Genomic DNA, 23,917 nt, shown 5'->3' with positions numbered 1-23,917 from the left:
TTCATAGATGATAATCCACAATATAGACGAGATATGTTGTTTTGACTTCAAATCTACGAATATTGCCAACATCCTGCAAGGGGATCGGTCATTTTCCCGTCATCGAATTTGGCGAACAAATATAGGGCCCCATAACCAAAGACGTACTCCTCAACCATTCCATCCGCATAACCATCTTCGTCAATCTGGATGAAAAAGTCGTATCCATCCTGATGCAGAGCTGTTAAGTAACTGTCCTCTTGCTGAATGAATCTCGGTGTGCCTCCAATTCTGACCAAACATGGCTCATCTGCTGCAGCCCCATCTTCAACCCCTGTCCACTCTGTTAGGCTGTGCTTAACCAATGCAGGATTGGTGTAGGTCTCCAGTGCACTTTCAGGGGAAACAGGATGCTGAAACACCTGGATATCACAGGTTGGATATCTATTGTTCTCAAGGTATCTCTCATATTCTGCTGGTACAAATACAGAGATCATCTCCTGGCCTGGGACAGGTTCCATAGAGTCTGTATCAGGAAGAGTCACACTGAGATAAAACAGATAATTCTGCTCACGCAGAAATGCGAATGCGGCGTTATGATCAAAGTAAGCAGGTGCATTCCCCCCGATCCAACTCAGCGATGAATAATCTGTAGGATGTGGATACATAACGAGCGAATGTGTTCTATTCTCAAAAAGATCAGTCCATGCGGACATACGGGCACGTTCCTTTCTTACGATTTTCGTTTGAACTTCCAATCCATTCCTATATAATAATTATAAATTCTGGAAACCGTGGTGGACAACAGATTTATTACTCATTAGACCAGACAGAATTGTTCTCCAAGCAGACCATGTAGGAGGAATATACATTGAAATGGCTCCGTGTACATAAGGAAGATCATGATATCAGGAATAAGATAGACTGGAACGGTGACCTTCCTAAGCATATCGCCATTATGATGGATGGAAATGGGCGCTGGGCCACGCGCAGAGGACTTCCCCGAAGTGCTGGACATTATGCTGGCATGCAGACGATGCGCGAAACGATAAGCATGTGCCACCAAAACGGGATCTCCTCTCTCACCCTTTATGCATTCTCTACGGAAAATTGGAAAAGGCCTAAAGAGGAAGTAGATTATATCATTAGCCTGGTCATCGAATTTGTACAGGATACGACCGTTCAGGAACTCAATCAACATGGTATTAAGGTGGATTTCATCGGTGATATATCCAAATTTCCTCTTGAAACACAAGAGGCGATGCGCAAGGTGGTTGAACTAACCCGGGCCAATCGTGGAATGACCGTTTACTTCGCCATGAACTATGGCGGGAAAAGCGATATCGTCCAAGCTATTAAATTATGTATTGAAGAAAACAAAAACGTGCGGGACATCTCTGAACAGGACCTTGAGAAGTTTCTGTATACCGGACAAAATCCAGCACCGGATCTATTGATTCGGACTAGCGGGGAGAAACGGCTGAGCAACTTCTTATTATGGCAGGTTGCCTACGCCGAGCTGTGGTTTACGGATGTCATGTGGCCGGACTTTAACGAGCAATTGCTATATGAAGCCATGCTTGATTATCAACAGCGCAAGATGCGAGCGTTGGAATAATTCGAGGCCCCATTCAAATCTTCAGGGAGCTGCTTGTTCTTTTGCACATTTTTAGCAATGTTCACCGTAACACTCCAAACTTTGCACCATATACTGTGGTAACTCTCTCACTTGCAGAAGCCAGTCTTGAAGTACTCCATCCATGATTTCCGAATTTGTCCCAGTTGATCTCTTCCAGACATAACTGCTTCAAACCCATTAAGCTTGTCCCCCCTTACCCGATTACAGGATCAGAGGCTCATACGAGATTACTTCGATAAACTATTCGCCCAATTCAGGCTCTACTTCCCCTAATTCTAAGGTCTCGGCTTCGGAACTAAAAAGAGCAGCGGTGATGTCTTTTAGCTAAAACATCCCGCCGCTCCCGAATTCCAAGCCGTCCATACCATCTCAATAAATAGACTTATGGACTGGATAAAAGGCATAAACTTTAATTTTTATGCTGACATAGACTATATTGTGAATCGACATTAAGGAGTCAATTTCAGAATAGTCACCGTGGTATTCAGATTGTTATGCAACTGTACAGGAGTTGCATTCGCATTTACCAGTTGGATCGTTGTCGGAACTGTTGTGACCGTAATAATAACTTCAGCAGAGATTGGGCCTCCGCCATTACCTGTGAAAGGCACAGGTGTTATGGGCGTCCCATTCACTGTAAGGTTGAAATCGGCATTGCCCTGATTATGAATGGAGAAAGAGATAAAGTAACTTCCTGTTTCATTGATGGTTATCGTTGAAGATGGCGGCACGAAGGTAAAGGCACCACCCACGTTAGCCAATACCCCAGTCAAAGTTATTGGCGAGTTTCCTGGAACGGTGTCCGTACCTGTACCGGGATCAGCTCGGAAAACACTCAGGAAATCGGAGATTCCAGCCCCTGTTGGACCGGCAGGACCTGTTGCTCCAGTTGCCCCTGCAGGGCCGACAGGACCGACAGGACCAGCTGGACCCACGAGGCCAGAAGGACCTGCAGGGCCAACCGGGCCAGCTGGGCCCACTGCTCCGACCGCACCAGCCGGACCCACAGGTCCTTGTATACCAGGAATTCCTTGCAATCCGACTGGCCCCGGTATCCCTTGAGCACCAGTGGCCCCTTTGGGACCTATCGGTCCTAGTGGACCAGGAATCCCTGGCACGCCTTGCGGTGCATTAACTATAACCTTAGGTTTAACCTTCAATACCTTAACCTTCACACCGCAATGTACATGTTTTTTGAATTTACGTCTACAAATCCGTTTCCCATGACGATTGATCAATGAACTCACCTCCGTGATATTTCTCCACATACTATGTGCAGTAATCACTGGGGGCGTAGACAACTAACTATAATTCAGAAAATTACAGGGCCCATTATGAGGAAAGTTGTCTATATTGTGATCCAATATTCAGGCTTTATAGAAGGTGGATTCAATTTGTAGAAATCCTTCTATTACATATTGAAAGTATGGAAGAACATTTAAATACACGGAAACCTTAACTGCAAAGAATACTATTTAAACCAATTATGAGAAGCATTACGCTTATACATGTTTGTTCTTCATTGACCTATCTGTCAGCCAGTATGTGAGTGCACCTGAGACAAAAAAGGCTAAAACCAGCCCGGCACACGTATGAATCATATTCAGCGTACCATCTTCCATGAATGCCGGAATTTGAAGCAGGCCTGCTGATTCGCTTAAAGCAAAGGATTTTACCGATACAATACCGAAGTAGAGTCCGCCGATAGCACCACCAATTAGTGCTGTACCAAAGGAAGCCATTCTTCTCATATTGACGGCATAGATTGCAGGCTCCGGAACACCCAAAAGAGCCGTTCCGGTTGCCCAGAATGCGAGTTTTCTGAACTCAGTCTGTCTGCTGCGCAGTCCCGCAGCTAGTGCTGCCCCCGCCTGAGCAGTAAATGCAACAAACATCGCAGGAATGATCACGGAAAATCCGTTGGTCATCAGCTCATTCAGCATCAGGGGAACGAGCCAATAATGCAATCCAGCAAACAGCATTAATGCAAATGCCGCTCCAAGCAGCATCGCAGCCACGACCGGTGCATCGGTGAGCAAGGAATCGACGGCAGCGGGCATTCGCTTGTCAATCCACGAACCTAGTGGGCCCAGCACCAGCAGGACCAGCGGGACCAGAATTCCGAATGTTAATGCCGGGGCCAGAATGCCTTGCAGCACCTTAGGACTGAATCGTTCAACGGCTTTTTCTACATAAGATGCAGCAGAGATCGTCAGAATCATCCAGAGCGTCGCCGAGAAAAAGGCCGCCTCCGAAACCATGGGCACACCCATAAAATGAACTTCCTCTTGACCTGACAGTAAATAACTCATTTGCGGGTAAAACATCAATCCGCCGATAGCTGCTGCAACGTAGATATTACTCTTTAACTGCCGGGCAGTACTGATAGCTGCCAATACAGGCAGCAAATAAAAGGCGCTATCCCCAATGGATTTCAATATCATAAATGTCTGACTCTGTAGGAAGGATGAGGGTTCCGAAAAACCGTACGTACTAATCAGTGTTATGACTGCAAGCACAATCTTGAAGACCGCCGCTCCCAAAATGGCAGGCATTATGGGTCTAAACACATCGGATATAAACGGTAATATTGAAAATGACTTTCGATTTAAATGCTTCTCTTCCCGTTTATACTGATCGTGCATGCTCTCTCCCGCCCCCATGTCCCTTAACAGAAGGTGATAATAGGAGAATTCATCTCGAATCGCCAAGCGACATTCTGCACCTGTTATCCGAATTGTTACTTCAAGATCGGTAGTAGCAGGCGCTGACATATCCACTTTACTGTTATCTTCTAGAATAAGTACCGTTGCCTGCTCTTCCCGCGTGACTTGTCTTATGTTTTCCTTTCCACCTGCAAGTTTCAAGATCTCTTCGAATTGCCTGTCATTCATATGTACCTTCTCCTTATGCTGCGGTAAACCCGAGTTTTATGATGTGCCCTTATCTATATACCCATTTCCATGATCGAACTTCAATAGGATATTCAAACTAATTTTCCTTTCATTTCATTACTATATAAGCAGGGTACATGGACCTAAACTCACCTTAAGACAGCAAAAAGCCTGCTTCAGCAGGCCCTTCCAAAATCTTCTATGATTGATTCAATTTCTGGCACCCTATGACAACGACAGCATGGCGTTCATATCTTCCTCTGCTGTTGTGATCAGCTTCAAGCCAAACATGTCAACAAGCACATCTAATACTCCAGCCGAGATAAATTCTGGCGGTTTGGGTCCAATTCGAATGTCCTGAATACCAAGACTGAACAGCCCCAGCAGGATTGCCACCGCTTTTTGCTCAAACCAGGACAGGACAATGCTGATAGGTAGCTCATTTACCGAACAGCCAAAAGCGTCCGCAAGAGCCATTGCAATTTTCACGGTTGAACCGGAGTTGTTGCACTGCCCCAGATCGATATAATGGGGAATTCCTGTATCCCCGACTGTACCGTAATCCACATCATTGAAGCGGAATTTACCGCATGATGTGGTTAAAATCACGGTATCGTTAGGCAGCGAAGTCGCTAGCTCGCGATAATAGTTTCCGCCTTTTCCAGGTGCATCACAGCCAGCAATAACGAAGAAACGACGGATATGACCACCTTTGACTGCCTGAATAATCTCTGGAGCGAGTCCGATTACCGTCTCATGATGGTACCCCGTCGTTAGTACCTGCTCAGACTTAACGTCTGCTGCTGGCAGGGAAAGCGCGCGTTCAATTAGAGGAGTGAAATCATCATTCATAATCTTGGCTGCACCCTCAAGACCCGCGACTTCATACGAGAAGAATCGGTCGGCATATGTACCTTTGATAGGCATGACACAGTTTGTGGTCGCAAGGATGGCACCCGGAAACTGTTCAAATAATCTGCGCTGATCGTACCAGGCTTTGCCGATATTGCCTTTCAGATGGGCATATTTCTTAAGTTCCGGGTACCCGTGAGCAGGCAGCATCTCGGAATGTGTATATATGTTGATGCCTTTCCCTTCGGTCTGGCGAAGAAGCTCTTCCAGCGCATACAAGTTATGTCCGGTCACTACAATGCATTGTCCCTCAATCTGGTTCTGCGAAACGGTGATGGGCTGCGGTATGCCGAATCTCTCGGTGTGCGCACGATCCAGCACGTCCATAATTCGGATTGCCGCGTTCCCTACTTGCATGGCCATATCGAGATGTTCCTGCACATTAAAATTGGAATTGGTCAACGTCATATACAGGGCCTCATGTGTAATTCGATCCACTTCCGGATCATGATATCCCAGCTGCCGAGCATGTGTTGCATAAGCCGCTATGCCTTTCAACGCAAAAATCATGGTATCCTGCAGACTGGCTATCGTTTCATTTTTGCCACAGACCCCAACTACCGTGCATCCACCACTCGGTGTCTGCTCACACTGATAACAAAACATATCTGTTCCCTCCAACGTGATTCGATTTCATTCACTGGTAACAGCGTAACAAATCCTCAGGGGACCAAGTGTGATGGCGGACACAGTTTATCATTCAACAACTTATAGTCAAAATTAGCAAATTACGAACCTATTGTTTCCCCTCCAAGACTATCATCCAATCAGTGCTTAACTCAGGCACAGATTCGCGAGATCAGAAAAACCGGAGAGTTACCTCCCCGGCTACCGCTTAATTTGACCTGTCCTTTTCGCTGTTGCATGTGATATTAATGCAGTGGTGCACGTAACCGTACATCACTGCAAATAAATAAATTGAACAAGAGGCATATCTTGGCTACTTATGAAAAATACTGTGAACATAAAAAAGTTGGAAATGAAACGATTCTATATTTTGCCCGTAAGGGTAATACACAGAAGAAATCCATTTAATCAAGGAGCTGGTCAATTGCAATATTATAGACACAGTGCTGAGGAGACACTTCAAGACTTGGATAGTTCCCCTAAGGGGCTGACTGCCTCCGAAGCTGCAAAAAGACTTGAGACAGAAGGATATAACGAGTTAAAAGGCAAAAATGCAACACCTGTCTGGAAACTGTTTCTTGAAAATTTCAAAGATCCCATGGTCATCGTGCTGCTCATTGCGGCAGGTGTACAGGTTGTGCTCGGACATCTTATTGAATCACTGATTATCTTCTTGGTTATCCTGCTAAATGCAGTAATTAGTGTTGTACAAACCAAAAAAGCGGAAAGTTCCCTCGATGCCTTAAGGCAAATGTCTGCTCCTGAAGCCAAAGTTATTCGTGATGGTGAGAAAAAGACTATTCCAGCCAGGGAACTCGTTCCCGGCGATATCGTTTTATTGGATGCGGGTGATTATGTGCCGGCAGACGGTCGCATTTTGGAATCCGGTAGTCTGAGAATCAATGAAGGCATGCTGACTGGAGAATCAGAAGCAGCGGAGAAACATGCAGATGCCATTCCGGAGGAGGCTCCCATCGGTGATCGGCGCAACATGGCCTTCAGCGGTTCGCTGGTCGTATACGGCCGGGGCACTCTGGTGATTACCGGAACCGCGTTAAAAACAGAGATCGGCAAGATTGCCGAATTGATTGAAAATGCTGAAGCCAAAGAAACTCCGCTGCAGCGCAAACTGGAAGCCTTCAGCAAAAAACTGGGCTTTTTCATTCTGGGACTGTCCATTCTTATTTTCGCCATCGAGGCAGGACGTGTCTGGTTAACCGAAGGCACGGACAATCTGGGTCCTTCAATTATCAATGCACTGATGTTTGCCGTTGCTGTCGCCGTCGCCGCCATTCCTGAAGCTCTCTCTTCCATCGTGACGATTGTATTGTCGCTGGGAACGAATAAAATGGCCAAGCAGCATGCGATCATTCGCCGGCTGCCTGCCGTGGAAGCGCTCGGTTCAGCCAGCATTATCTGTACAGATAAGACAGGCACGCTTACCCAAAACAAGATGACGGTTGTGGATTATTACATCCCCCATGGCACCAAAGAGGAATTCCCGGACGATCCCGATCAGTGGTCTGAAGAGGAACGACGCTTGTTACATATTGCAGTACTCTGCAATGATTCGAATATTAACCAGGAGGGCAAGGAGCTGGGTGATCCCACAGAGGTAGCCCTCATCGCCTTCAGTAACCGTGTGAACAAGGACTATAACGAAATTCGGGACCAGTTCCCGCGGGAAGCAGAGCTTCCTTTTGACTCGGATCGGAAACTGATGAGCACAGTGCATACCTTCGAAGGACAGACGGCCTTATTAACCAAAGGTGGTCCGGATGTGCTATTCAGCAGGTGTACTCATGTGTTCATGAACGGAGAGGTTCAGCCGCTTACAGCTGAGATTCGCACACAATTCGAGGAGAAAAACGAAGCTTTCTCCAAACGTGCCTTCCGTGTACTGGCTTATGCTTACAAGAAATTCGATGACAAAAAGCAGGTTACACCTGAAGACGAATATGATCTGACGCTTGTTGGTCTGACAGCCATGATTGATCCACCACGTGAAGCCGTGTATGGCTCCATCGAAGAGTCCATGAAGGCTGGTATCCGCACAATCATGATCACAGGCGACCACAAAACGACAGCCCAGGCAATCGGACGGGATATTGGTCTTGCAGGCCCGGATGATCTCGCCATCACTGGCGCTGAGCTGGACAAAATGTCGGATGAAGAGCTGGATCGCCAGCTTGAACACATTTCGGTCTATGCACGGGTATCCCCTGAAAACAAAATCCGCATTGTGCGCGCATGGCAGCGCAAAGGCAAAATTGCAGCCATGACCGGAGACGGTGTCAATGATGCACCAGCTCTGAAACAAGCCGACATTGGTGTAGCCATGGGCAGCGGTACAGATGTTGCCAAGGATGCGGCTGCCATGATTCTGACGGATGATAACTTTGTATCCATCGTGAACGCAGTGAGTGTAGGGCGTATGGTATTTGATAATATCAAAAAAGCCATTGCTTACCTGTTTGCGGGTAACCTTGGCGCCATTATCGCCATATTGTTCGCACTTATCGTTGGATGGGTGAACCCGTTTACGGCCCTGCAGCTTCTCTTCATCAACCTGGTCAACGACTCCCTGCCTGCCATTGCACTCGGGACGGAAAAGGCAGAACCGGATGTGATGCGGCGCAAACCGCGAGATATTAATGAAGGCATCTTTGCCGGCGGTACGCTTCAAGCCGTGATTACACGTGGTGTATTGATCGGTGCAGCTGTTATTGTGTCCCAGTATATCGGGCTTGGCATCTCTGAAGAAATGAGCGTGGCGATGGCCTTTACGACCCTGATTCTGGCACGGAGTCTGCAAACATTTGCAGCCCGTTCCAACACACAGACCATCTTCCAGGTGGGCTTCACGACGAATAAATTTGTCCTTGGCTCCATTCTGGTATGTCTCTGTCTCTACGGAATCACCTTGATTCCGGGTGTACGCGGCATCTTCGCCATCCCGGATGCATTTGGTTGGAACGAGTTCCTCGTTGCAGGCGGCCTTGCCCTCCTCGCTGTCATTCTGATGGATGTCATCAAATGGATTCGCAACCGCGGCAGAGCAGTTAGTCCAGCATAAAAAATACTCCAACCCTTCAAGGCGCCCTCAGACGGGCGTCTTTTTTGCTGCTGGGAATCAACTTCTACAACACATGGCTTTGCCTATCGTTTTTTTGTTTGTTTCGATCTGTTTCATCCCATTTTTCACCGATGCGAACCCCTTCAATTTTTATGACATTATTGCCATATATGCAGTTTGGGCGTAAAATGATTTATTGATTTTCAATATAGCTTGACTCAATCCATAGACAGGAATGGTAACGTGAAAGATAAAATTGTAATGCCTCTCTGGACATGCTGTCTGTTCATTGTCGTGATGAACACCACCATGTTTAATGTATCCTTACCCGTCATTATTAACGATTTACAGATTACATCTGACCTGGGCTCATGGGTCATCTCAAGCTACTCTATCGGTTACGCATTATCGACCGTCATTTTCAGCCGGCTATCCGATCGGGTACCGGTGCGCAAACTGCTAACCATTGGACTGCTGATTCTGGGCTTGTCTTCGTTACTTGGATTATTCGCACATAGCTTCGCCGTCCTGCTGCTGACGCGCATTTTGCAATCCGCAGGTGCAGGGGTTATGGCTGGGCTCGGCCTTGTCATTGCCAGCCGCTACATCCCGCTGGAACGTCGCGGAGCCGCCATTGCCCTCATCTCTTCAGGCAGTGCCATGGCTTTTGGACTTGGTCCCATTGTAGGCGGACTCATTAGCGAATACTGGGGATGGAATGGTCTTTTTGCAATAACCGTGCTGGTCCTGCTTGCACTACCTGTATTGCTCTATTTCCTGCCGCGTGAAACACCAAGACCAGAGAACCCTTTCGATATGATCGGGGCAGTGTTAACGGTTATTAACGCCATCACGCTTCTGGTCGCGATTACCCAGCAGTCCTGGATCTGGTTTGCCATCGGTGTCCTGTCTCTTGTGGCTCATATTTGGTACATCCGCAAAGCACGCCTTCCGTTTGTCAATCCAGATGTATTTCGAACGCCAGGATATACACGTTTAATTCTCATTGGCTTCTGCATCTTAGTGGTTAATCTGGGTAATCTGTTTCTGATGCCGCTTGTCCTTGCCGACCTGTTCGGACGTTCATCGCTCACGATTGGTTTGCTCATTGCTCCGGGAGCCATTGTCGCGGCCTTTTGCACCCGTTTCGTAGGACGATGGATCGACCGTTACGGCAACATGCGCTTTCTGATGATTGGACATGTACTGCTTGCAGCTGTACTTGCCTTGTTTATGCTCGGACTGAATCAGTCCGCCCTGATCATTACCGCAGGCTATCTCTTTTTCTCACCTGCACTCTCCGCCTCCATGGCTTCACTGAATAACGAAACGTCCCGCATTCTGCCCAAAGCCCAGATCGGAGCAGGTATGGGCATGCTTCAGCTGATTCAATTCTTCGGTGGTTCGATGTCTGTGGCGGTCTGCGGACTGATGTTACACAGCATCCCGGGCGTTTCGGTAGAGAAAGCCTATCACGTTGTTTATGGATGTCTGCTCTTCGTCTGTCTTGCCTCGCTTGTTATCGTTGTGTGGCATCACAGAGCCTCTCAATCTGGAGTTGTACAGAGTCAGAGTAGTACGGCCAACTAATGGAATGCTTTAGAATGATAAATACAAAAAGAACACACAAACAGCCCGCACAGCATGCGGGTTATTTGTGTGCTTCAGTACGCTTTCAGTACGAATTTATTCGCCATACATTCAAACTCTGGGTTCAAGTTCCGTATTAATTTCCATCCTGCGCTGCCTTCCAGGCTTCCTCCACTGATACAGGGGCTTTGCTGCTGCCCTCTCCGCTTCCTTCTTGCGTCCACAGAGGCGGGTAATAGGCAAATACTTGTCCCCTCTGAAGCTGACCAAGATCATTTTGCCATCCTTCCCAACGGAAGGTCTGGTAGAACTGCTGCAAATCGCCATCTGCCAGCCAGTTCAAAAAACCTGAATAAGCAAGCTCCGTCGATTCCCATTCCAGTGTATCCGGCGCAAAATAGTATATCTCTCCAGTGCGACCGAATTTGCCGGTATCCAGCGCAAAAAATCCGCCTGCCACATCATAGGCAACCACCATCATGCCCTCCAGTGCCTGTACGCAGGGCTTGTCGCTCACACCATTCCAGCTGGTCAGACTTCCAAATACGCTCTCGCCGCCTGCACCCAGCAGCGTGATCCACCCGTGATCAATCACAATTCCTTCCGTCTCGTAAGCAACAGCTCCCAAATAGGATTTGGTGCTCACCTGAAGACGATAGAGCGTATCTGCTCCATCCTCCGGTCGTGCGGAAACATACTCATATGTATTTTGCCCGTTATCCAGTAGTTCCTTGAGTTCCTCCCACGCGTGATTGTCCCGATCCAATAGTTCATCTGCAGATAATGTTTGCATATCTTTACTCCTTCCAAGGTATCAATTCATCATTCATACCTAGCATTCTTTTATTCATTTTCCGTGACCAAAGCCCTCTAACACTTCACCATTCTCGTTGTCCAGTTCTACCCTACCGCGTAAAGTCGGACTCATCATCCAATCTCATTGGTTCCCCTGCACAATTCAGGCAATGAATTGGCCACATGTATGCAAACCTCGTACCCCAGATTTCCAGAATGAGCAAAAAGGACTCCAGGCCGCTTCTCCCATTCCTTTTCAAAAACATCGTTCCACATGCTTAACCCTCCATTACACACTCACATTTTACCTTTCTATCAGCATATCATGGCATATTTCACCATTCAAATCTGCTATAATCAAAACTTCACAGCTAACTCATAAGGAGGAAAACCTTTGCTTCGTGCAGTCAACATTTGTTTTCTGGCTCTGACGCTGCTGGCAGTGGGTTGCCAGGATCAGGTCACATCCAATCCAGCACCTGCTCCGACTGACAGATCCGACCATCAGGAATTCTATTACATATCACCTTCAGGTGACGATGCAAACAGCGGTACTATTCAATCCCCTTGGAAAACAATGCAGCATGCTTCTGAACATGTCACGCCAGGGAGTACTGTCTATTTGCGAGAGGGCGTGTACCAGCAGAAAGTCAAAATCACCCGGAGCGGCCATTCCTCCACTGAGCCTACTATCTTTTCCAGCTATCCCAATGAGAAAGCCATTATTGACGGAAAAGGTCTGTCTGTTAATGGAATTGAAGGCTTAATTGAAGTGGAGAATGCCAGCTTCATCACGATACAGAATTTTGAGATTCGTAACTTCACCACAACACATGCTGACCAGGTACCTACCGGGATTTATGTACACGGAGCAGGTGAATACATCCAAATTCGAGGCAACACCGTACACGCGATTGCCAACGTTGTTCAGCCGAAAGGACCCGATTTAACGGGAAGAGATGCTCACGGGATTGCTGTCTATGGCACGGAACACCCCGCAGCACTGCGGAATATTCTTATCCAGGATAATGAATTATATGATCTGGTCTTGGGTTCAAGCGAGTCACTCGCTGTTAACGGAAATGTAGACACTTTTTCCATACTGGACAACACCATCCATGATACGGATAACATCGGCATCGATCTGATTGGGTATGAAGGGATTTCTGCAGATGACAAGTATGATCGAGCCCGAAATGGAGTTGTAAGAGGTAACGAGGTATACGATATTACGTCTAATTTCAATCCTTCCTATGGCACCAACCTTCCCAATGACAGCCATTCGGCCGGGGGCATCTATGTCGATGGGGGTACAGATCATAGCATTGAACAGAACCGGTTGTATCGCAACGATATCGGCATCGAAATCGCATCCGAACATGCCGGGCGTTCCACAAGCCATATTACCGTGCAGGATAACCTGGTTTATCACAACAGGCTGACGGGCATTGCCATGGGAGGATATGACGAGGAACGCGGGTCTACCGAAAACAGCACGGTGATGTACAATACCCTGTTTCAAAATGACACCTTGGGCGCAGGCAATGGGCAGCTGTTCGTGCAAGCCATGACGAAGAACAACACGTTTAAACGCAACATTGTCGTGTCAGGCAGCTCCGGAGTGCTCATCTACAATGAATACAGCAGCAATTCAGGAAACTTGCTTGATGAAAATGTCTACTACACCCCGATTGCAGAGGAAGATGCCCTGTGGGTTTGGAAAAATGAAGGGTATTCCGGTTTTCCAGCCTACACGAAGGACTCCGGCAATGACGCACACTCACGCTATGTAAACCCGGCATTCATGAACGAAACCAGCGAAGACTTCAATCTCCAGCCCGGATCACCGGCAGAAGGTTATGGTTACCTTGCACCCAGGTAACAGCAGAGACTAAGAGAAGAATAGAAAAATCAAATACCGGATCGGATAAAGGGGTGTCCCTATCCTGTCCGGTTTTTTTCTGCTTTTACTACATCATTAGTTATAAGGAGTTAGCTTTGGATTAAACCAGCTGCATGGGTCACCCGATTGCGCCCTCCGGTTTTGGAGGCATACAGCGCCATATCCGCTTTTTGGAACAAGGACTGATCCGTATCTTCCTCAGCAACCGTCGCTACACCGATACTGATGGTGATATTATAGACTCCCCAATCCGCAGAAGCCACCTGAGTACGGTACCGTTCGGCTGTAATCACTGCTTGCTCGGCCGTACAATCCGTGAGAATAATCACAAATTCTTCCCCGCCATAACGAGCCACAACGTCCGAACTTCTGGATACCGACTGCAGCAGACCTGCCAGATTGCCAAGTACGAGATCCCCCACCGGATGTCCGTAAGTATCGTTAATGCTTTTGAAATGATCAATATCTACGACCAGCAGCGAGAACTCGCGCTGGGTGGCATGGTAGCGTTCCAAACTTTCAAGCATTTTCAGCTGGAAGAATCTGCGGTTTTTAAGTCCGGTGAGCAGATCGGTAGAAGCCATCGTCTCCAACTGGTCATTCACTTTAATTAATGCCTGCTGCTTCACTTCATATTCCTCGTGCAGCCGTTCAAGCTCCTTGTTTGCTTCATGCGTAGCTTGATAGAGCTCCTGCAGCTTTGTCTTCGTGTTCAAAATATCCTTCTCATGTTCAATCCGTTTACGCATGACCACAACCACACAGTCCACGACGCTTTCCCCGTCACGAGTCTGGCGAATCCCATTAAGCAGAACCGGAACATCCTGCTGATCACTGGTGCGAAACGTAAAATACATCTCGTCCACGCGGCCATACAGCTGAATGTACGGATAGAAATAGGTGTGGAAAAAAAGCTTGTTGGTGACCGACATGGTGGACTCAATATGTCTTCCCATTAGCTCGCTGCGTTCATAACCCAGCATCGTCAGCAGGGTTTGATTGACTGATTGTATGACCCCCGAGTCAGAAATCGAGAAGTACCCGCAGGGAGCAAGATCTAATTGTGCATCCATCAATAACAGCCTTTCTTCTGGGTTTTATGCGCTCGTCAGATAATTCTTAATCAATCGAATGGTTTCTTCCGGTTGACTTAAGTGAGGGTAATGTCCTTTGGCGGTCATCTGCTGCAGCATGCTGTTCTTCAGATGAGCATGCAGATAATCGCCTACTTCAACCGGGGCAATGCTATCATCGGAGCATTGAAGAATCAACGTAGGTACAGATGCCTGTTCCAATTCCTCACGGCAGTCGGACAAAAACGTCACCTCGGCAAATTGCCTTGCAATATGCGGATCTCTGGAGCAAAAGCTCTTCTCCAGCTCTTCCGTGAGCTCCTTCCGTTCCGCATTCTGCATCACGATCGGTGCCAAATAACTTGCCCAGCCTATGAAATTCAACTGCATCATCTCGAGCAGTTCATCAATGTCACGGCGATCGAAGCCCCCATAATAATTCGGCAGGTCATTCACATATCGCGGAGAAGGCCCCAGCATCACGATGCTATTAAAATATTGGGGAGCTTGAATTGATGCCAGCATGCCAATCATGCTGCTGACAGAATGACCAACGAATATCGTATCTCTCAATTTGAGCGCTTCCATAATCTCCAAAACATCCGTAGCATATCCTCGCAAATCACTGTATTTATGCGCATCGTAATAATTGATCTGAGATTGCCCTGAGCCTACATAATCGAACAAAACAATTTGATAATTCTCACTAAAACCCGGAACGATATAGCGCCACATGTCCTGATCACATCCAAACCCATGAGCAAAGACAATCGTTCTGCTGCCTGAACCAAGTACTTTTACATTGTTGCGTACAAGGACGTCAACCGTCATTACAATCACCTCTCTGAGGTATTTTCCATTCACTTCATATGTGGTTATTATATCGGAAAAAGTTGGAATATGAATTAAAAATATTAATTTTCTCAATGGAAACATGAAATAGATTCACATTTCCGCAAAAGATAAAACTCTTTACAACCTGACTTTCGTCAGGTCGGAAGTTGTTCAGGAGGAACAACAATTCGTCATAGAGTTCTTCCTGGAGGCGAATAAACTGCCCTTAGAGCAGCAATTGTACAACTTTTTGCTTGACCATAAAAACAGATTCCTGACACATCCGAATGTGGCTTTTATGTACATTCTGTCCTTTATCACTCCGCTTGAGGTGCATGATTTTGTCCTCGCACAATATCGAACATATCTTGGCACGCTCAAAGCCGAGCTCGCCGCCGTGTTTGCCAAACATGAGGACATCCGTTTGAACCCTGAGGAAGCTACGGTGGCTTATGTCACCCTATTGGATGGTCTGGATGTACAGCTCGTATATGAGACCAGACAATCTTATGAACACGCACTCGCCATTGCCTGGAATGTGTTCTGGACAGGCATACGCCGCTAGAGAATTTGGTTTATCCTGCAAGCAAAGAGGAGCACATCTCCATGTTTATCCCGTGGAGACCGCTCCTCTTTGTGATGTTCTTTTGACGCGAGTTGCGTCTTCGTTATTTTACAGTCAGAATTACACGTTGATAATGCTTCAGCTGATGCTCGCCATCATCCTGTACCTCGGCCACGATATGAATCGTGTCCCCGGATTTGGCATCCTCCGGTACAGTGAATGTTACCGTGCTCGTGTCACTGCCTTCCAGTTTGATCGTATCTACCTGTTCATCCTTCGCAAGCTCACGATGCAGCCCCAGCAGCAGGTCTCCTGCGACTTCCTTCTCCACTTGGTTCTGCTTTACTTTGGCATCCTCATACGTGTCTGCTTCAAAATATCTCCACCATTTATACGTTAGTTGATCGCCATCCGGGTCTTTCGCTTCAGCATTCAGACTCACACGTTCACCTGGACTGACGGACAGATCGAGCCCTTCCTTAATGGTCAGCGTCGGGTTATGATTGGCCCCTTCAAAGGTATCTGCAACAGCCCAATCTGCACGGGCCGCAAAATCGTCCTGAATATCGTCAAACCATCTCATCAGGGAATACTCGGCCTCATATCGTTTGGTATACGGATCATAATCAAGCACATTGTTTCTAAACAGCTTGTCATTCACAACACCGAACCGTCCACCCCAACCGCCGTAGGAAGGGTCTTCCAAACTGCGAAGTCCGTTATCGATCAGATAGAAGAACGAAGGGGAGTCCCCCTCGGAGATAAAGTCGTATTTATCATATTGTGGATTATTTTGAAGATACGCGTCACTTCCGCGCTGTTCTTCGTCCAGCTCGCCTTCAATCATTTTACCATCGCCCATGGAAGCATACATATCCAACAGCTTGCCATGTCCATCCAGAATGTTTTTGATCATCCAATCACCATGCAGCTTGCTGTTTACTTCTTCGGCATGCATCTTCCACGCATAGGCGAAATGCCAGAAGTTCGACTGGTCATTCAGAATGCGGATATCCGGCCAGTTCTTCGCAATATATTCGTTATAACTGTCGTCCTGGTCGAGAATGATGTACAGTACCAGTTTATCACTGACCTTTTTGCGGATGGTTTCCCAGTCTGCCGTGTCTTTGTACTGTTCTTCAATGGATTTGAGCGCTCTTGCCGTTGTATTGGTGCCACCCCAGGTTTGAACAATCAGATCACGGGGGTCATCGTCAAGGAAAAGGGTCTGAAGAAATTCGGAGCCTTCCGTTTCCTTCTCCATCTCGCCTTTGTCGGAGATATTCCCGATTTTCGTCATGGCACGAAGCTGCTCGGGTTCCGGATAACCGTCCGCGTGTTTGGACAAGTTCGGATAAATCTCGCCATAAGCATCGATCATGTCGTATACCCACTGTGTGCCTGTCCAGCGGAATGGTTCAATTCCCGAGTCCTTATCGCCTGCATAATGATACACCGAACTGGTCAGCACAATGCCGGCCAAATCCATTTCATTGGAATATAGCAAAAAGCGGATGACCGAGTTCATATCATCGACTTCACCATCTGTCGTAATAACGGTCCTTCCTTTTGCCGTTTCATTGTCTGTCGTGTCCGTATCCTGATTATTGCTGTTTTCCTGCTCTTCTGCCTGGTTCGGCGTATCAGTTGCTGCTTGAGGTGTTTTGGATGCGCATCCACTAATCACCAGAATACTACTGATAAACCCTGCAGCGAATACATTCAGCCATTTTCTCTTGTTCATGATGTTCCCCTTTCTTGTTCAGCATGATGTGTGGGAATGACCAGCGCGCGCTTTCCTATTCCTTAATATGGACCGTAGAATGCAAAAAAACCCAAACATGAATACGCCATGGACAGAATCCACGCATATTGATGTTCAGGTTTTGCCTGCCGAAACAGTAACAATCCTTATTTGAAAAAAAGTATAGCATGTTGATTAATTGATGTAAACGTATTCAATCATCTTTTTCTTGAATTCATACCAAATTAGGCCTTAAGCAGGCCGCTTTAATATCCTTCTGCTCCGTTGCACCCAAGCTGTCTTCCCCATTGAAATGCTTAGCCTCTGGTCCAGTCCTAGTCACGAGATTTCCAACTCGACTCCCACCATAACAGGTTGTAAGCTTTTCCCATTTTGATATAGTATAATTTCTATGGTAACTGGATCCTATACATAGATTAACATGACAATCACAACATCAGGAGGAAATAAAACCATGCAAAAATTGGATGCTGCCTTACAACAGTTTATTGAACAGCAGGATTTATACAATGAAGCTTACGGACTTTTCAAGCAACATGATCTGCGCCCTCGTGAACAACCTAACCTGCCCGAAGTGGACAAGCGTATACCTCTCTCACCTGAGCTTGTGTATCTGTACACCCATTATGAGATGAGAGATGCAAAAGCTGAAGGGACACTCAAAATGAAAAATGCGGCCGTGGAAATCGGCGATGCGGCCCTGTTATCCTTCGTTGCCCCTGAGCACCTGCACCGCCAGCAGCAGGGTTATCGCTGGATCGGCATGAATGAGCCATATGTGGAGTCGCCCTCCTGGAAAGCAAATCATGTCGTTATTGCCAACTTCAATGATGATCCATTGATTGTGGATACAAGCGAAGCCAACTCACCTGTGTATGCTGCCTTTGAAGGCGAAGAGCCCCGGCGTATTGCGGGTTCATTGTCCGACCTGTTCACTGCACTCGCCATCCTGATTGAAGCGGCACGCGCTTACGGCGGAGAAGTGAAGGATGAAGAGACCTATGAAACCAAACCTGAATATTTGGAGCATATAGAACCTTTATTGGTTGATCTGCTCGGCGCAGAGCACACCGCACATTTAGTTGAATATTTATCGCTTCGTTAAACCATCGGAATGAGAACAAGCAAGATTGAAGTGGCTTCGCTAACGAATTGATAATGTGTGCTGGAATTTGCATACAGAATTTATCTCTGGTGAACAAGGGGGAAGATCATGATTTATGTTGCTTTGCTGCGGGGGATTAATGTAGGCGGGAACAATAAGATCAATATGAAGCAGCTGAAAGAAACTTTTGAACAAGCAGGCATGCAAAATGTCGTAACTTACATTAATACGGGCAACATTATCTTCGCCGATGATCAGGAACGTATTCACGCTAACGCCGAGATATCCAAGATATTGGAGCAAGCCATTACTGCTGAGTTCGGATTAGAGATCCGTGTCGTGGTGCGCAATATGGAAGAAATGCAGACTGTGCTTCAGGCGCTGCCGGAGGAATGGACCAATGACGAGCAGGCCAAGAGTGACGTGATGTTTCTGTGGGATGAAGTCAATGACGTCTCGGTGTTGGACAAGCTGCCCCTCAAACCGGAAGTGGGCACATTGATATACGTTACCGGAGCCATCTTGTACTCAGTAAGCAGAGAAGATGCCGGACGCAGCGGGATGAACAAGCTTGTCGGCTCATCTGTCTATAAATATATGACGGTCAGAAACGTCAACACGACCCGCCAAATTTATAAGCTCATGCTGGCTGCGGCAGAGTGATCATAAGAACTTCGGCATGAAAAAAATCCCCCAAGGGATGGCATGGAGGAATATTTTGACGGATGTCTCTCCATGCTGTTTGCCTTGAGGGATACCTTTGATGAATACAAGTAGCTGCATGTAAAATCATTAATCGATTTGAATACGTCTGTGCGTATGATCGTCTCCTGAACGTTTCGGAATTTCAAGCTTCAGCACGCCATCTTCCAATCGGGCCTTAATGTTCTCCTCATCGATATGTTCCACATAGAAACGCCGGAGGAATTCACCGGACCTGCGCTCCTGCCGAATAATTCGATTCGAATCATCCTTCTGTTCATGAAACTCATTACGTTTCGCACGGATCACCAGTTCATTGCCCTGTACCTGAATATCGATATCCTGCTTGGCGATACCAGGCAGATCAGCTTCAATCAAATATTTCCCATCTTCCTCAAGGATATCCGTCCGGAATGGCTGGCTGCCGGTTCCAAAGGGAGAAAGCCACGGGCTGTCAACCATATCATTGAAGGATTTCAGCATGTGTCCGAACAGGTCTTCATTTCGTTTACGAAACGGGATCAGATCAAACATGAACATCATCTCCTTATATGTGATTGGTTTGTTGTTGCTTACATGGATTATTATAATCCTCTTGTGGATGATGCTCAAAATACGTAAGAGCCGAAAAAAAATGATTTTTCTTCAATATGATTCACTGCTCGAAAATAGATCCTTGTTTCTTTTTATTTGACCTTTTTTGACCTTCCTGCTTTTTCGGGCTCATTCAGAGAATGAATAAAACGCTATCCTTCATACTGAAAACGATCCAGAAACCGCTTGACGATGAGATTGGATGATTTGCTCTCACGCATAACCCATCCAATGGAAATCGCACGCTGTACACCTTCAATTTCCAGGATGGAGAAGTCATGATGCAGGACACTTCTGTCATGTGTGAATGAATATTCATGACCGATCGTCACCGCATCCAGCTGGGCAAGGGCGGCATTGACCACTTCGGAATTGTTCGTTCGGAACAATACATTCACCTCTCCTACCGTCTGTGAAAGCTCCCCTACAAACAAATCCACCAATTCGTCATTAAATAACACCAGTGTCTCGTTTTTCAATTCATGCATGGTGATCGACTTCTTGCCAGCCAAGCGATTGGTATGATTCACACAGGCACGCATCACCCCTTCATCAATGGGAACAAAGCGTAATCCTTCCAGATGCTGCTCCATATCATCTGTATATAAAGCGATTAGACCGAGATCGACCTGCTTGTTCCGCACATCTCTGATAATGTTGCGAGCAGCACTTTCGGACAGCTCGAATTTCAGATCCGGATATCGTTTCTTCATACTCGCAATGGTAGGTATGATGCCCGGAATTCCTCCAGGTATGGCTGACAATCGGAGTTCTCCATGGATCGATTCCCCTATATACTGGGCATCCTCCTTGATGTTTTGGACCGTATCGACAACCGATTTCATTTTGTCCAAAATAGGCTTGGCCTGTTCCAATACATACGCACCGTTACGGGACCGGCTGAACAATGGCATGCCCAGCTCATGCTCCAGACGTGTGATCGCCTGACTGATCGTGGACTGCGTGACCGATAATGTTGCAGCAGCAACGGTAATGGATTTGGTCTTTTCAACTTCAAGTACATACACCATTTGTTCCAGATTCATCGTTTAACTCCCAATCCTTAAATTAATTTATTTTATGTTAAGTGCATTTTTGTTAAATATACATGAATCATATAATTAAGTATACTTGGATTGAAGATGAATGTAAGCGAAATCATTTTTTTATTTTAACCGACAGAGGAGTGCTACATATGAATCCATTTGAGAATCGATTTGCAGGTAAAGTTGCGGTTGTTACAGGTGCGGCATCCGGTATCGGATATGCCATTGCAAAACGCCTTGTCCAAGAAGGAGCTTCCGTCCTTGCTGCCGATCTGAATACAGAACGTCTGGACGCTATCCAGGGTGAACTCGGGGAACGGTTCTTCGGCGTTAAAGCCAATGTAACCGTTGAAAACGATATTGAAGAAATGGTGAGTGCCGCTGTCAAACAATTCGGCAAACTCGATCTGGCCTTTAATGTGGCAGGTGCCTCCCGTGCAGGCGAGCGTCATTACGGAACTATCGGAGAAAGATTGGGACTTCACCGTGGATCTGTGCATGAAAGGTGTCTTCCTGAGCATGAAGCATGAAGCCCTTGAGATGGCTAAACATGGTGGCGGAGCCATCGTAAACGTGGCTTCCCTCAACTCCCACGTGCCTATGTATGCCGGATCGGCCTATGCCTCTGCCAAAGCTGGTGTCGAAATGCTTACCAAGAATGGAGCGCTCGAAATGGCGCGTAACGGCATTCGTGTTAATGCCATTCTACCGGGTCTCATCGATACACCATTAACTGCGGAACTGCTCTCCAACGCAGATATCAAAGAAGCCTACATGGAGCGGATTCCGATGAAACGTGCTGCTCAGCCGGAAGAAATGACGGGACCTGCCCTGTTCCTTGCGAGCGAAGATGCGGGATATGTGTCCGGTTCCAGCCTCATCGTGGATGGAGCTTGGGCAACGACCGGATATCCAGACCTGAGCCGCTGGTTCTAAGTCTGTACATTTCCACATGGTTTCCATATACCAAGTAAAGCCTATTGGACTGAGCTCTGCTCTGCCAGTAGGCTTTTTTCACTTGGATGTCATTACTCGATATTTTTACAAAACTGCTTTAGTTCGCTAACCTCGGCTTAACAATTCGCCCCTATACTAAAACAATTGTACATACTATCAACCATGAATCGGTAAAGGGGATCTGGAACTGTGAAAAAGAGAAATCAATGGCTCGCCGTTTTGTCCATGACAGCTATACTCGGCGCAGGAGCAGCCAGCTACACATCGATGGTTCATGCGGCAAGCGCATCCGAATCTACTAATCATGTCGTACTACGAACAGCCATTCAAAATATGCAGGGAACCGTCACTTGGGACAGCAGCAGTCGCAGTGCCGACATCCAGTTGGGTGAAGTCCGAGTGCAGCTTCCGGTCGGAACAGCTACAGCTACCATTAACGGGGTACAAACGCAGCTGGACAGCAAAAGTTATGTTACGAAAGGAACGACATACGTTTCCCCACAAACGTTGAAACGGATTACGGATCAGGTGATCCTGCGCCAAAATAAAACCGGATTTGAACAGACAGCGGCCTTCCAGATGCCAAGCGGCAAAGCCGAAATTGCTGCCTCCACTCCGGACGGCAAGCGCCTCCTCGTAACTGAAGCAGACAATGGCAGCATTTCCGTGCTGGATATTGCTGATCTGAACAACGTGAACGTTCTGAAAACCGTCAGCTTCCATGATCTCTCTGCCAAAGCAGAGGTAACTAGCGTAACCGTATCCAAGGACGGCAAATATGGCCTCGCCGTTATTCGTACCGGCGATACAGATACCGAGGCGAACAAGGGGCTACTGGCGGTTGTTGATCTTGCAACCTACAAAACCCTGAAGACATATGAGCTTGGGGTCGGGCCAGACTCCATCGCATTGTCCCCGGATGGATTGCACGCCGTGATTGCGATTGAAGATGAGGAACTGAACAAAGCTGCGGACGAGATCGATTACCCTAATGCCAAACGCCCAGGCAGCATCATGATTGTATCGTTTGACGGCGGAAACGTCCTTGAAGGAGAGGTAACCAACCTGCCTGTGTCTCTGGAAGATGTGAGCGGTGCAAGCTATCCGCATGACCCGCAGCCAGAGTATGTTGCCATCAGCCCGGACAGCAAAACCGCAGCTGTCACATTGCAGGAGAACAATGTCATTGCCATCATCGACCTGCAAACGAAACAGATCAGCTCGATCTTCTCGCTCGGTACCACCTCACATCAAGCCGATCTGAACGATGACGGTGTCGTTCAGTTCACCGAGAGCCTGACAGCCCGCTATGAGCCAGACGGTATTGCGTTCTCTGCAGATGGCAAATACGTGCTGACTGCCAATGAAGGCGACTTGGGCAAAGACGAGTTTGACGATGGTGTTAAAGCAGGCGGACGCAATATCGCCGTCTGGGATTTGCAGGGCAAGCGGGTATATGACAGCCAAAACCTGATCGATGAAGCAACCGCGGGGGTTGGTTTATACCCGGATGATCGCAGTCCCAACAAAGGCAGTGAGGTCGAGAATCTGACGGTATCCACTGTAGACGGCACAACCTATGCTGCCGTAGCCTCTGAACGGGCCGATGCCATTCTGTTCTTCGATCTGGCCGACCCGGTAACCCCGGCCTACCTCGGCCTGATTCCGACAGCTGGTGAGTCACCGGAAGGAATCCACCGGGTTAACGGCCGCAGCATATTTGTAAGTGCGGATGAGAGTACGGGGACACTTAGCTTCTTCGAGAAAAAATAGTCCAGTATGCAGCAGGCGGCTGTTCCAGCAGCTGCCTGCTGCATACCGAGTCCACGAAATCTCAAAAGGGCATGAGAGCATCACGCTC

21 protein-coding genes are annotated in these 23,917 nt (G+C 47.3%); 10 read left to right on the top strand and 11 right to left on the bottom strand.

Annotated features, from left to right (window positions below):
* Nucleotides 1–53: 53 nt before the first annotated feature.
* Nucleotides 54–695 carry a hypothetical protein gene (locus tag ABIC22_RS17110; protein ID WP_354482542.1) on the bottom strand — a complete coding sequence of 214 codons (642 nt, stop codon included), beginning with the start codon at nucleotides 693–695 and terminating at the stop codon, nucleotides 54–56.
* Between the two features lie 155 nt (nucleotides 696–850).
* On the opposite strand from ABIC22_RS17110, the gene ABIC22_RS17105 reads away from it, so the two are divergent.
* The gene (locus ABIC22_RS17105) at nucleotides 851–1,597 is read left to right on the top strand and encodes an undecaprenyl pyrophosphate synthase (protein ID WP_354482539.1); all 747 of its coding nucleotides are present in this window, start codon (nucleotides 851–853) and stop codon (nucleotides 1,595–1,597) included.
* A 61-nt stretch (nucleotides 1,598–1,658) separates the two neighbouring features.
* Here ABIC22_RS17105 and ABIC22_RS17100 read toward each other — a convergent pair whose 3' ends face one another.
* The 4 genes from ABIC22_RS17100 to hcp all read right to left on the bottom strand — a co-directional run bounded on the left by ABIC22_RS17100 (nucleotide 1,659) and on the right by hcp (nucleotide 6,030).
* The gene (locus tag ABIC22_RS17100; protein WP_186812111.1) at nucleotides 1,659–1,796 is read right to left on the bottom strand and encodes a hypothetical protein; all 138 of its coding nucleotides are present in this window, start codon (nucleotides 1,794–1,796) and stop codon (nucleotides 1,659–1,661) included.
* 271 nt (nucleotides 1,797–2,067) lie between these two features.
* Nucleotides 2,068–2,856, bottom strand: coding sequence for a collagen-like protein (locus ABIC22_RS17095; RefSeq protein WP_354482536.1), 789 nt, complete (start codon nucleotides 2,854–2,856; stop codon nucleotides 2,068–2,070).
* A 264-nt stretch (nucleotides 2,857–3,120) separates the two neighbouring features.
* A complete protein-coding gene (locus ABIC22_RS17090; protein ID WP_354482533.1) occupies nucleotides 3,121–4,512 on the bottom strand; it encodes a PTS transporter subunit EIIC in 1,392 nt (463 codons plus the stop codon).
* Between the two features lie 225 nt (nucleotides 4,513–4,737).
* Nucleotides 4,738–6,030: a hydroxylamine reductase gene (gene hcp / locus ABIC22_RS17085; protein WP_354482530.1), complete on the bottom strand. Its 1,293-nt coding sequence runs from the start codon at nucleotides 6,028–6,030 to the stop codon at nucleotides 4,738–4,740.
* A 445-nt stretch (nucleotides 6,031–6,475) separates the two neighbouring features.
* On the opposite strand from hcp, the gene ABIC22_RS17080 reads away from it, so the two are divergent.
* Both ABIC22_RS17080 and ABIC22_RS17075 read left to right on the top strand, forming a co-directional pair.
* On the top strand, nucleotides 6,476–9,127 hold the full coding sequence (locus ABIC22_RS17080; protein WP_354482527.1) for a cation-translocating P-type ATPase: 2,652 nt from the start codon (nucleotides 6,476–6,478) through the stop codon (nucleotides 9,125–9,127).
* Between the two features lie 243 nt (nucleotides 9,128–9,370).
* Nucleotides 9,371–10,717, top strand: coding sequence for an MFS transporter (locus ABIC22_RS17075; protein ID WP_354482524.1), 1,347 nt, complete (start codon nucleotides 9,371–9,373; stop codon nucleotides 10,715–10,717).
* Nucleotides 10,718–10,853: 136 nt separating this feature from the next.
* Here the strand turns inward: ABIC22_RS17075 and ABIC22_RS17070 are convergent, their stop codons facing one another.
* Entirely contained in the window at nucleotides 10,854–11,510 is a 657-nt protein-coding gene (locus tag ABIC22_RS17070) for a DUF2625 family protein (RefSeq protein WP_354482521.1), read from the bottom strand.
* Nucleotides 11,511–11,906: 396 nt separating this feature from the next.
* Between ABIC22_RS17070 and ABIC22_RS17065 the strand changes: the two genes are divergently transcribed.
* Complete coding sequence (locus ABIC22_RS17065; protein WP_354482518.1) at nucleotides 11,907–13,394, top strand: right-handed parallel beta-helix repeat-containing protein; 1,488 nt, start codon at nucleotides 11,907–11,909, stop codon at nucleotides 13,392–13,394.
* A 110-nt stretch (nucleotides 13,395–13,504) separates the two neighbouring features.
* On the opposite strand, the gene ABIC22_RS17060 is transcribed toward ABIC22_RS17065, so the two are convergent.
* Complete coding sequence (locus ABIC22_RS17060; protein ID WP_354482515.1) at nucleotides 13,505–14,488, bottom strand: sensor domain-containing diguanylate cyclase; 984 nt, start codon at nucleotides 14,486–14,488, stop codon at nucleotides 13,505–13,507.
* A 24-nt stretch (nucleotides 14,489–14,512) separates the two neighbouring features.
* Nucleotides 14,513–15,319, bottom strand: a complete 807-nt coding sequence (locus ABIC22_RS17055; RefSeq protein ID WP_127538819.1) for an alpha/beta fold hydrolase — start codon at nucleotides 15,317–15,319, stop codon at nucleotides 14,513–14,515.
* Nucleotides 15,320–15,620: 301 nt separating this feature from the next.
* Here ABIC22_RS17055 and ABIC22_RS17050 point away from each other — a divergent pair, with 301 nt between their 5' ends.
* Nucleotides 15,621–15,887: a hypothetical protein gene (locus ABIC22_RS17050; protein ID WP_354482512.1), complete on the top strand. Its 267-nt coding sequence runs from the start codon at nucleotides 15,621–15,623 to the stop codon at nucleotides 15,885–15,887.
* A gap of 103 nt (nucleotides 15,888–15,990) precedes the next feature.
* Here the strand turns inward: ABIC22_RS17050 and ABIC22_RS17045 are convergent, their stop codons facing one another.
* Complete coding sequence (locus tag ABIC22_RS17045; protein ID WP_354482509.1) at nucleotides 15,991–17,631, bottom strand: DUF1593 domain-containing protein; 1,641 nt, start codon at nucleotides 17,629–17,631, stop codon at nucleotides 15,991–15,993.
* 475 nt (nucleotides 17,632–18,106) lie between these two features.
* Between ABIC22_RS17045 and ABIC22_RS17040 the strand changes: the two genes are divergently transcribed.
* Both ABIC22_RS17040 and ABIC22_RS17035 read left to right on the top strand, forming a co-directional pair.
* Nucleotides 18,107–18,757, top strand: coding sequence for a hypothetical protein (locus ABIC22_RS17040; protein WP_354482507.1), 651 nt, complete (start codon nucleotides 18,107–18,109; stop codon nucleotides 18,755–18,757).
* A gap of 108 nt (nucleotides 18,758–18,865) precedes the next feature.
* Nucleotides 18,866–19,420 (top strand): DUF1697 domain-containing protein, encoded by a 555-nt coding sequence (locus ABIC22_RS17035; protein ID WP_354482505.1) that lies wholly within the window; start codon nucleotides 18,866–18,868, stop codon nucleotides 19,418–19,420.
* A 129-nt stretch (nucleotides 19,421–19,549) separates the two neighbouring features.
* Here ABIC22_RS17035 and ABIC22_RS17030 read toward each other — a convergent pair whose 3' ends face one another.
* Both ABIC22_RS17030 and ABIC22_RS17025 read right to left on the bottom strand, forming a co-directional pair.
* Entirely contained in the window at nucleotides 19,550–19,993 is a 444-nt protein-coding gene (locus ABIC22_RS17030; protein ID WP_354482502.1) for an Hsp20/alpha crystallin family protein, read from the bottom strand.
* Between the two features lie 212 nt (nucleotides 19,994–20,205).
* Nucleotides 20,206–21,099, bottom strand: coding sequence for a LysR family transcriptional regulator (locus ABIC22_RS17025; RefSeq protein ID WP_354482499.1), 894 nt, complete (start codon nucleotides 21,097–21,099; stop codon nucleotides 20,206–20,208).
* A 149-nt stretch (nucleotides 21,100–21,248) separates the two neighbouring features.
* Here ABIC22_RS17025 and ABIC22_RS17020 point away from each other — a divergent pair, with 149 nt between their 5' ends.
* From ABIC22_RS17020 to ABIC22_RS17010, 3 genes are all read left to right on the top strand, one after another.
* On the top strand, nucleotides 21,249–21,629 hold the full coding sequence (locus tag ABIC22_RS17020; protein WP_354482496.1) for an SDR family NAD(P)-dependent oxidoreductase: 381 nt from the start codon (nucleotides 21,249–21,251) through the stop codon (nucleotides 21,627–21,629).
* Nucleotides 21,517–22,035 (top strand): SDR family NAD(P)-dependent oxidoreductase, encoded by a 519-nt coding sequence (locus tag ABIC22_RS17015; RefSeq protein WP_354482493.1) that lies wholly within the window; start codon nucleotides 21,517–21,519, stop codon nucleotides 22,033–22,035. Before ABIC22_RS17020 ends, ABIC22_RS17015 begins: the two co-directional genes overlap by 113 nt.
* Before the next feature lie 210 nt (nucleotides 22,036–22,245).
* Entirely contained in the window at nucleotides 22,246–23,829 is a 1,584-nt protein-coding gene (locus ABIC22_RS17010; protein WP_354482491.1) for a choice-of-anchor I domain-containing protein, read from the top strand.
* Nucleotides 23,830–23,917 lie beyond the last annotated feature (88 nt).

Source organism: Paenibacillus sp. PvP094, from assembly GCF_040546835.1.
In the GTDB taxonomy this organism is placed as follows: domain Bacteria; phylum Bacillota; class Bacilli; order Paenibacillales; family Paenibacillaceae; genus Paenibacillus; species Paenibacillus illinoisensis.
Note: the sequence above shows the minus strand (reverse complement) of the source record. Positions and strands in the feature narration are given on the sequence as shown.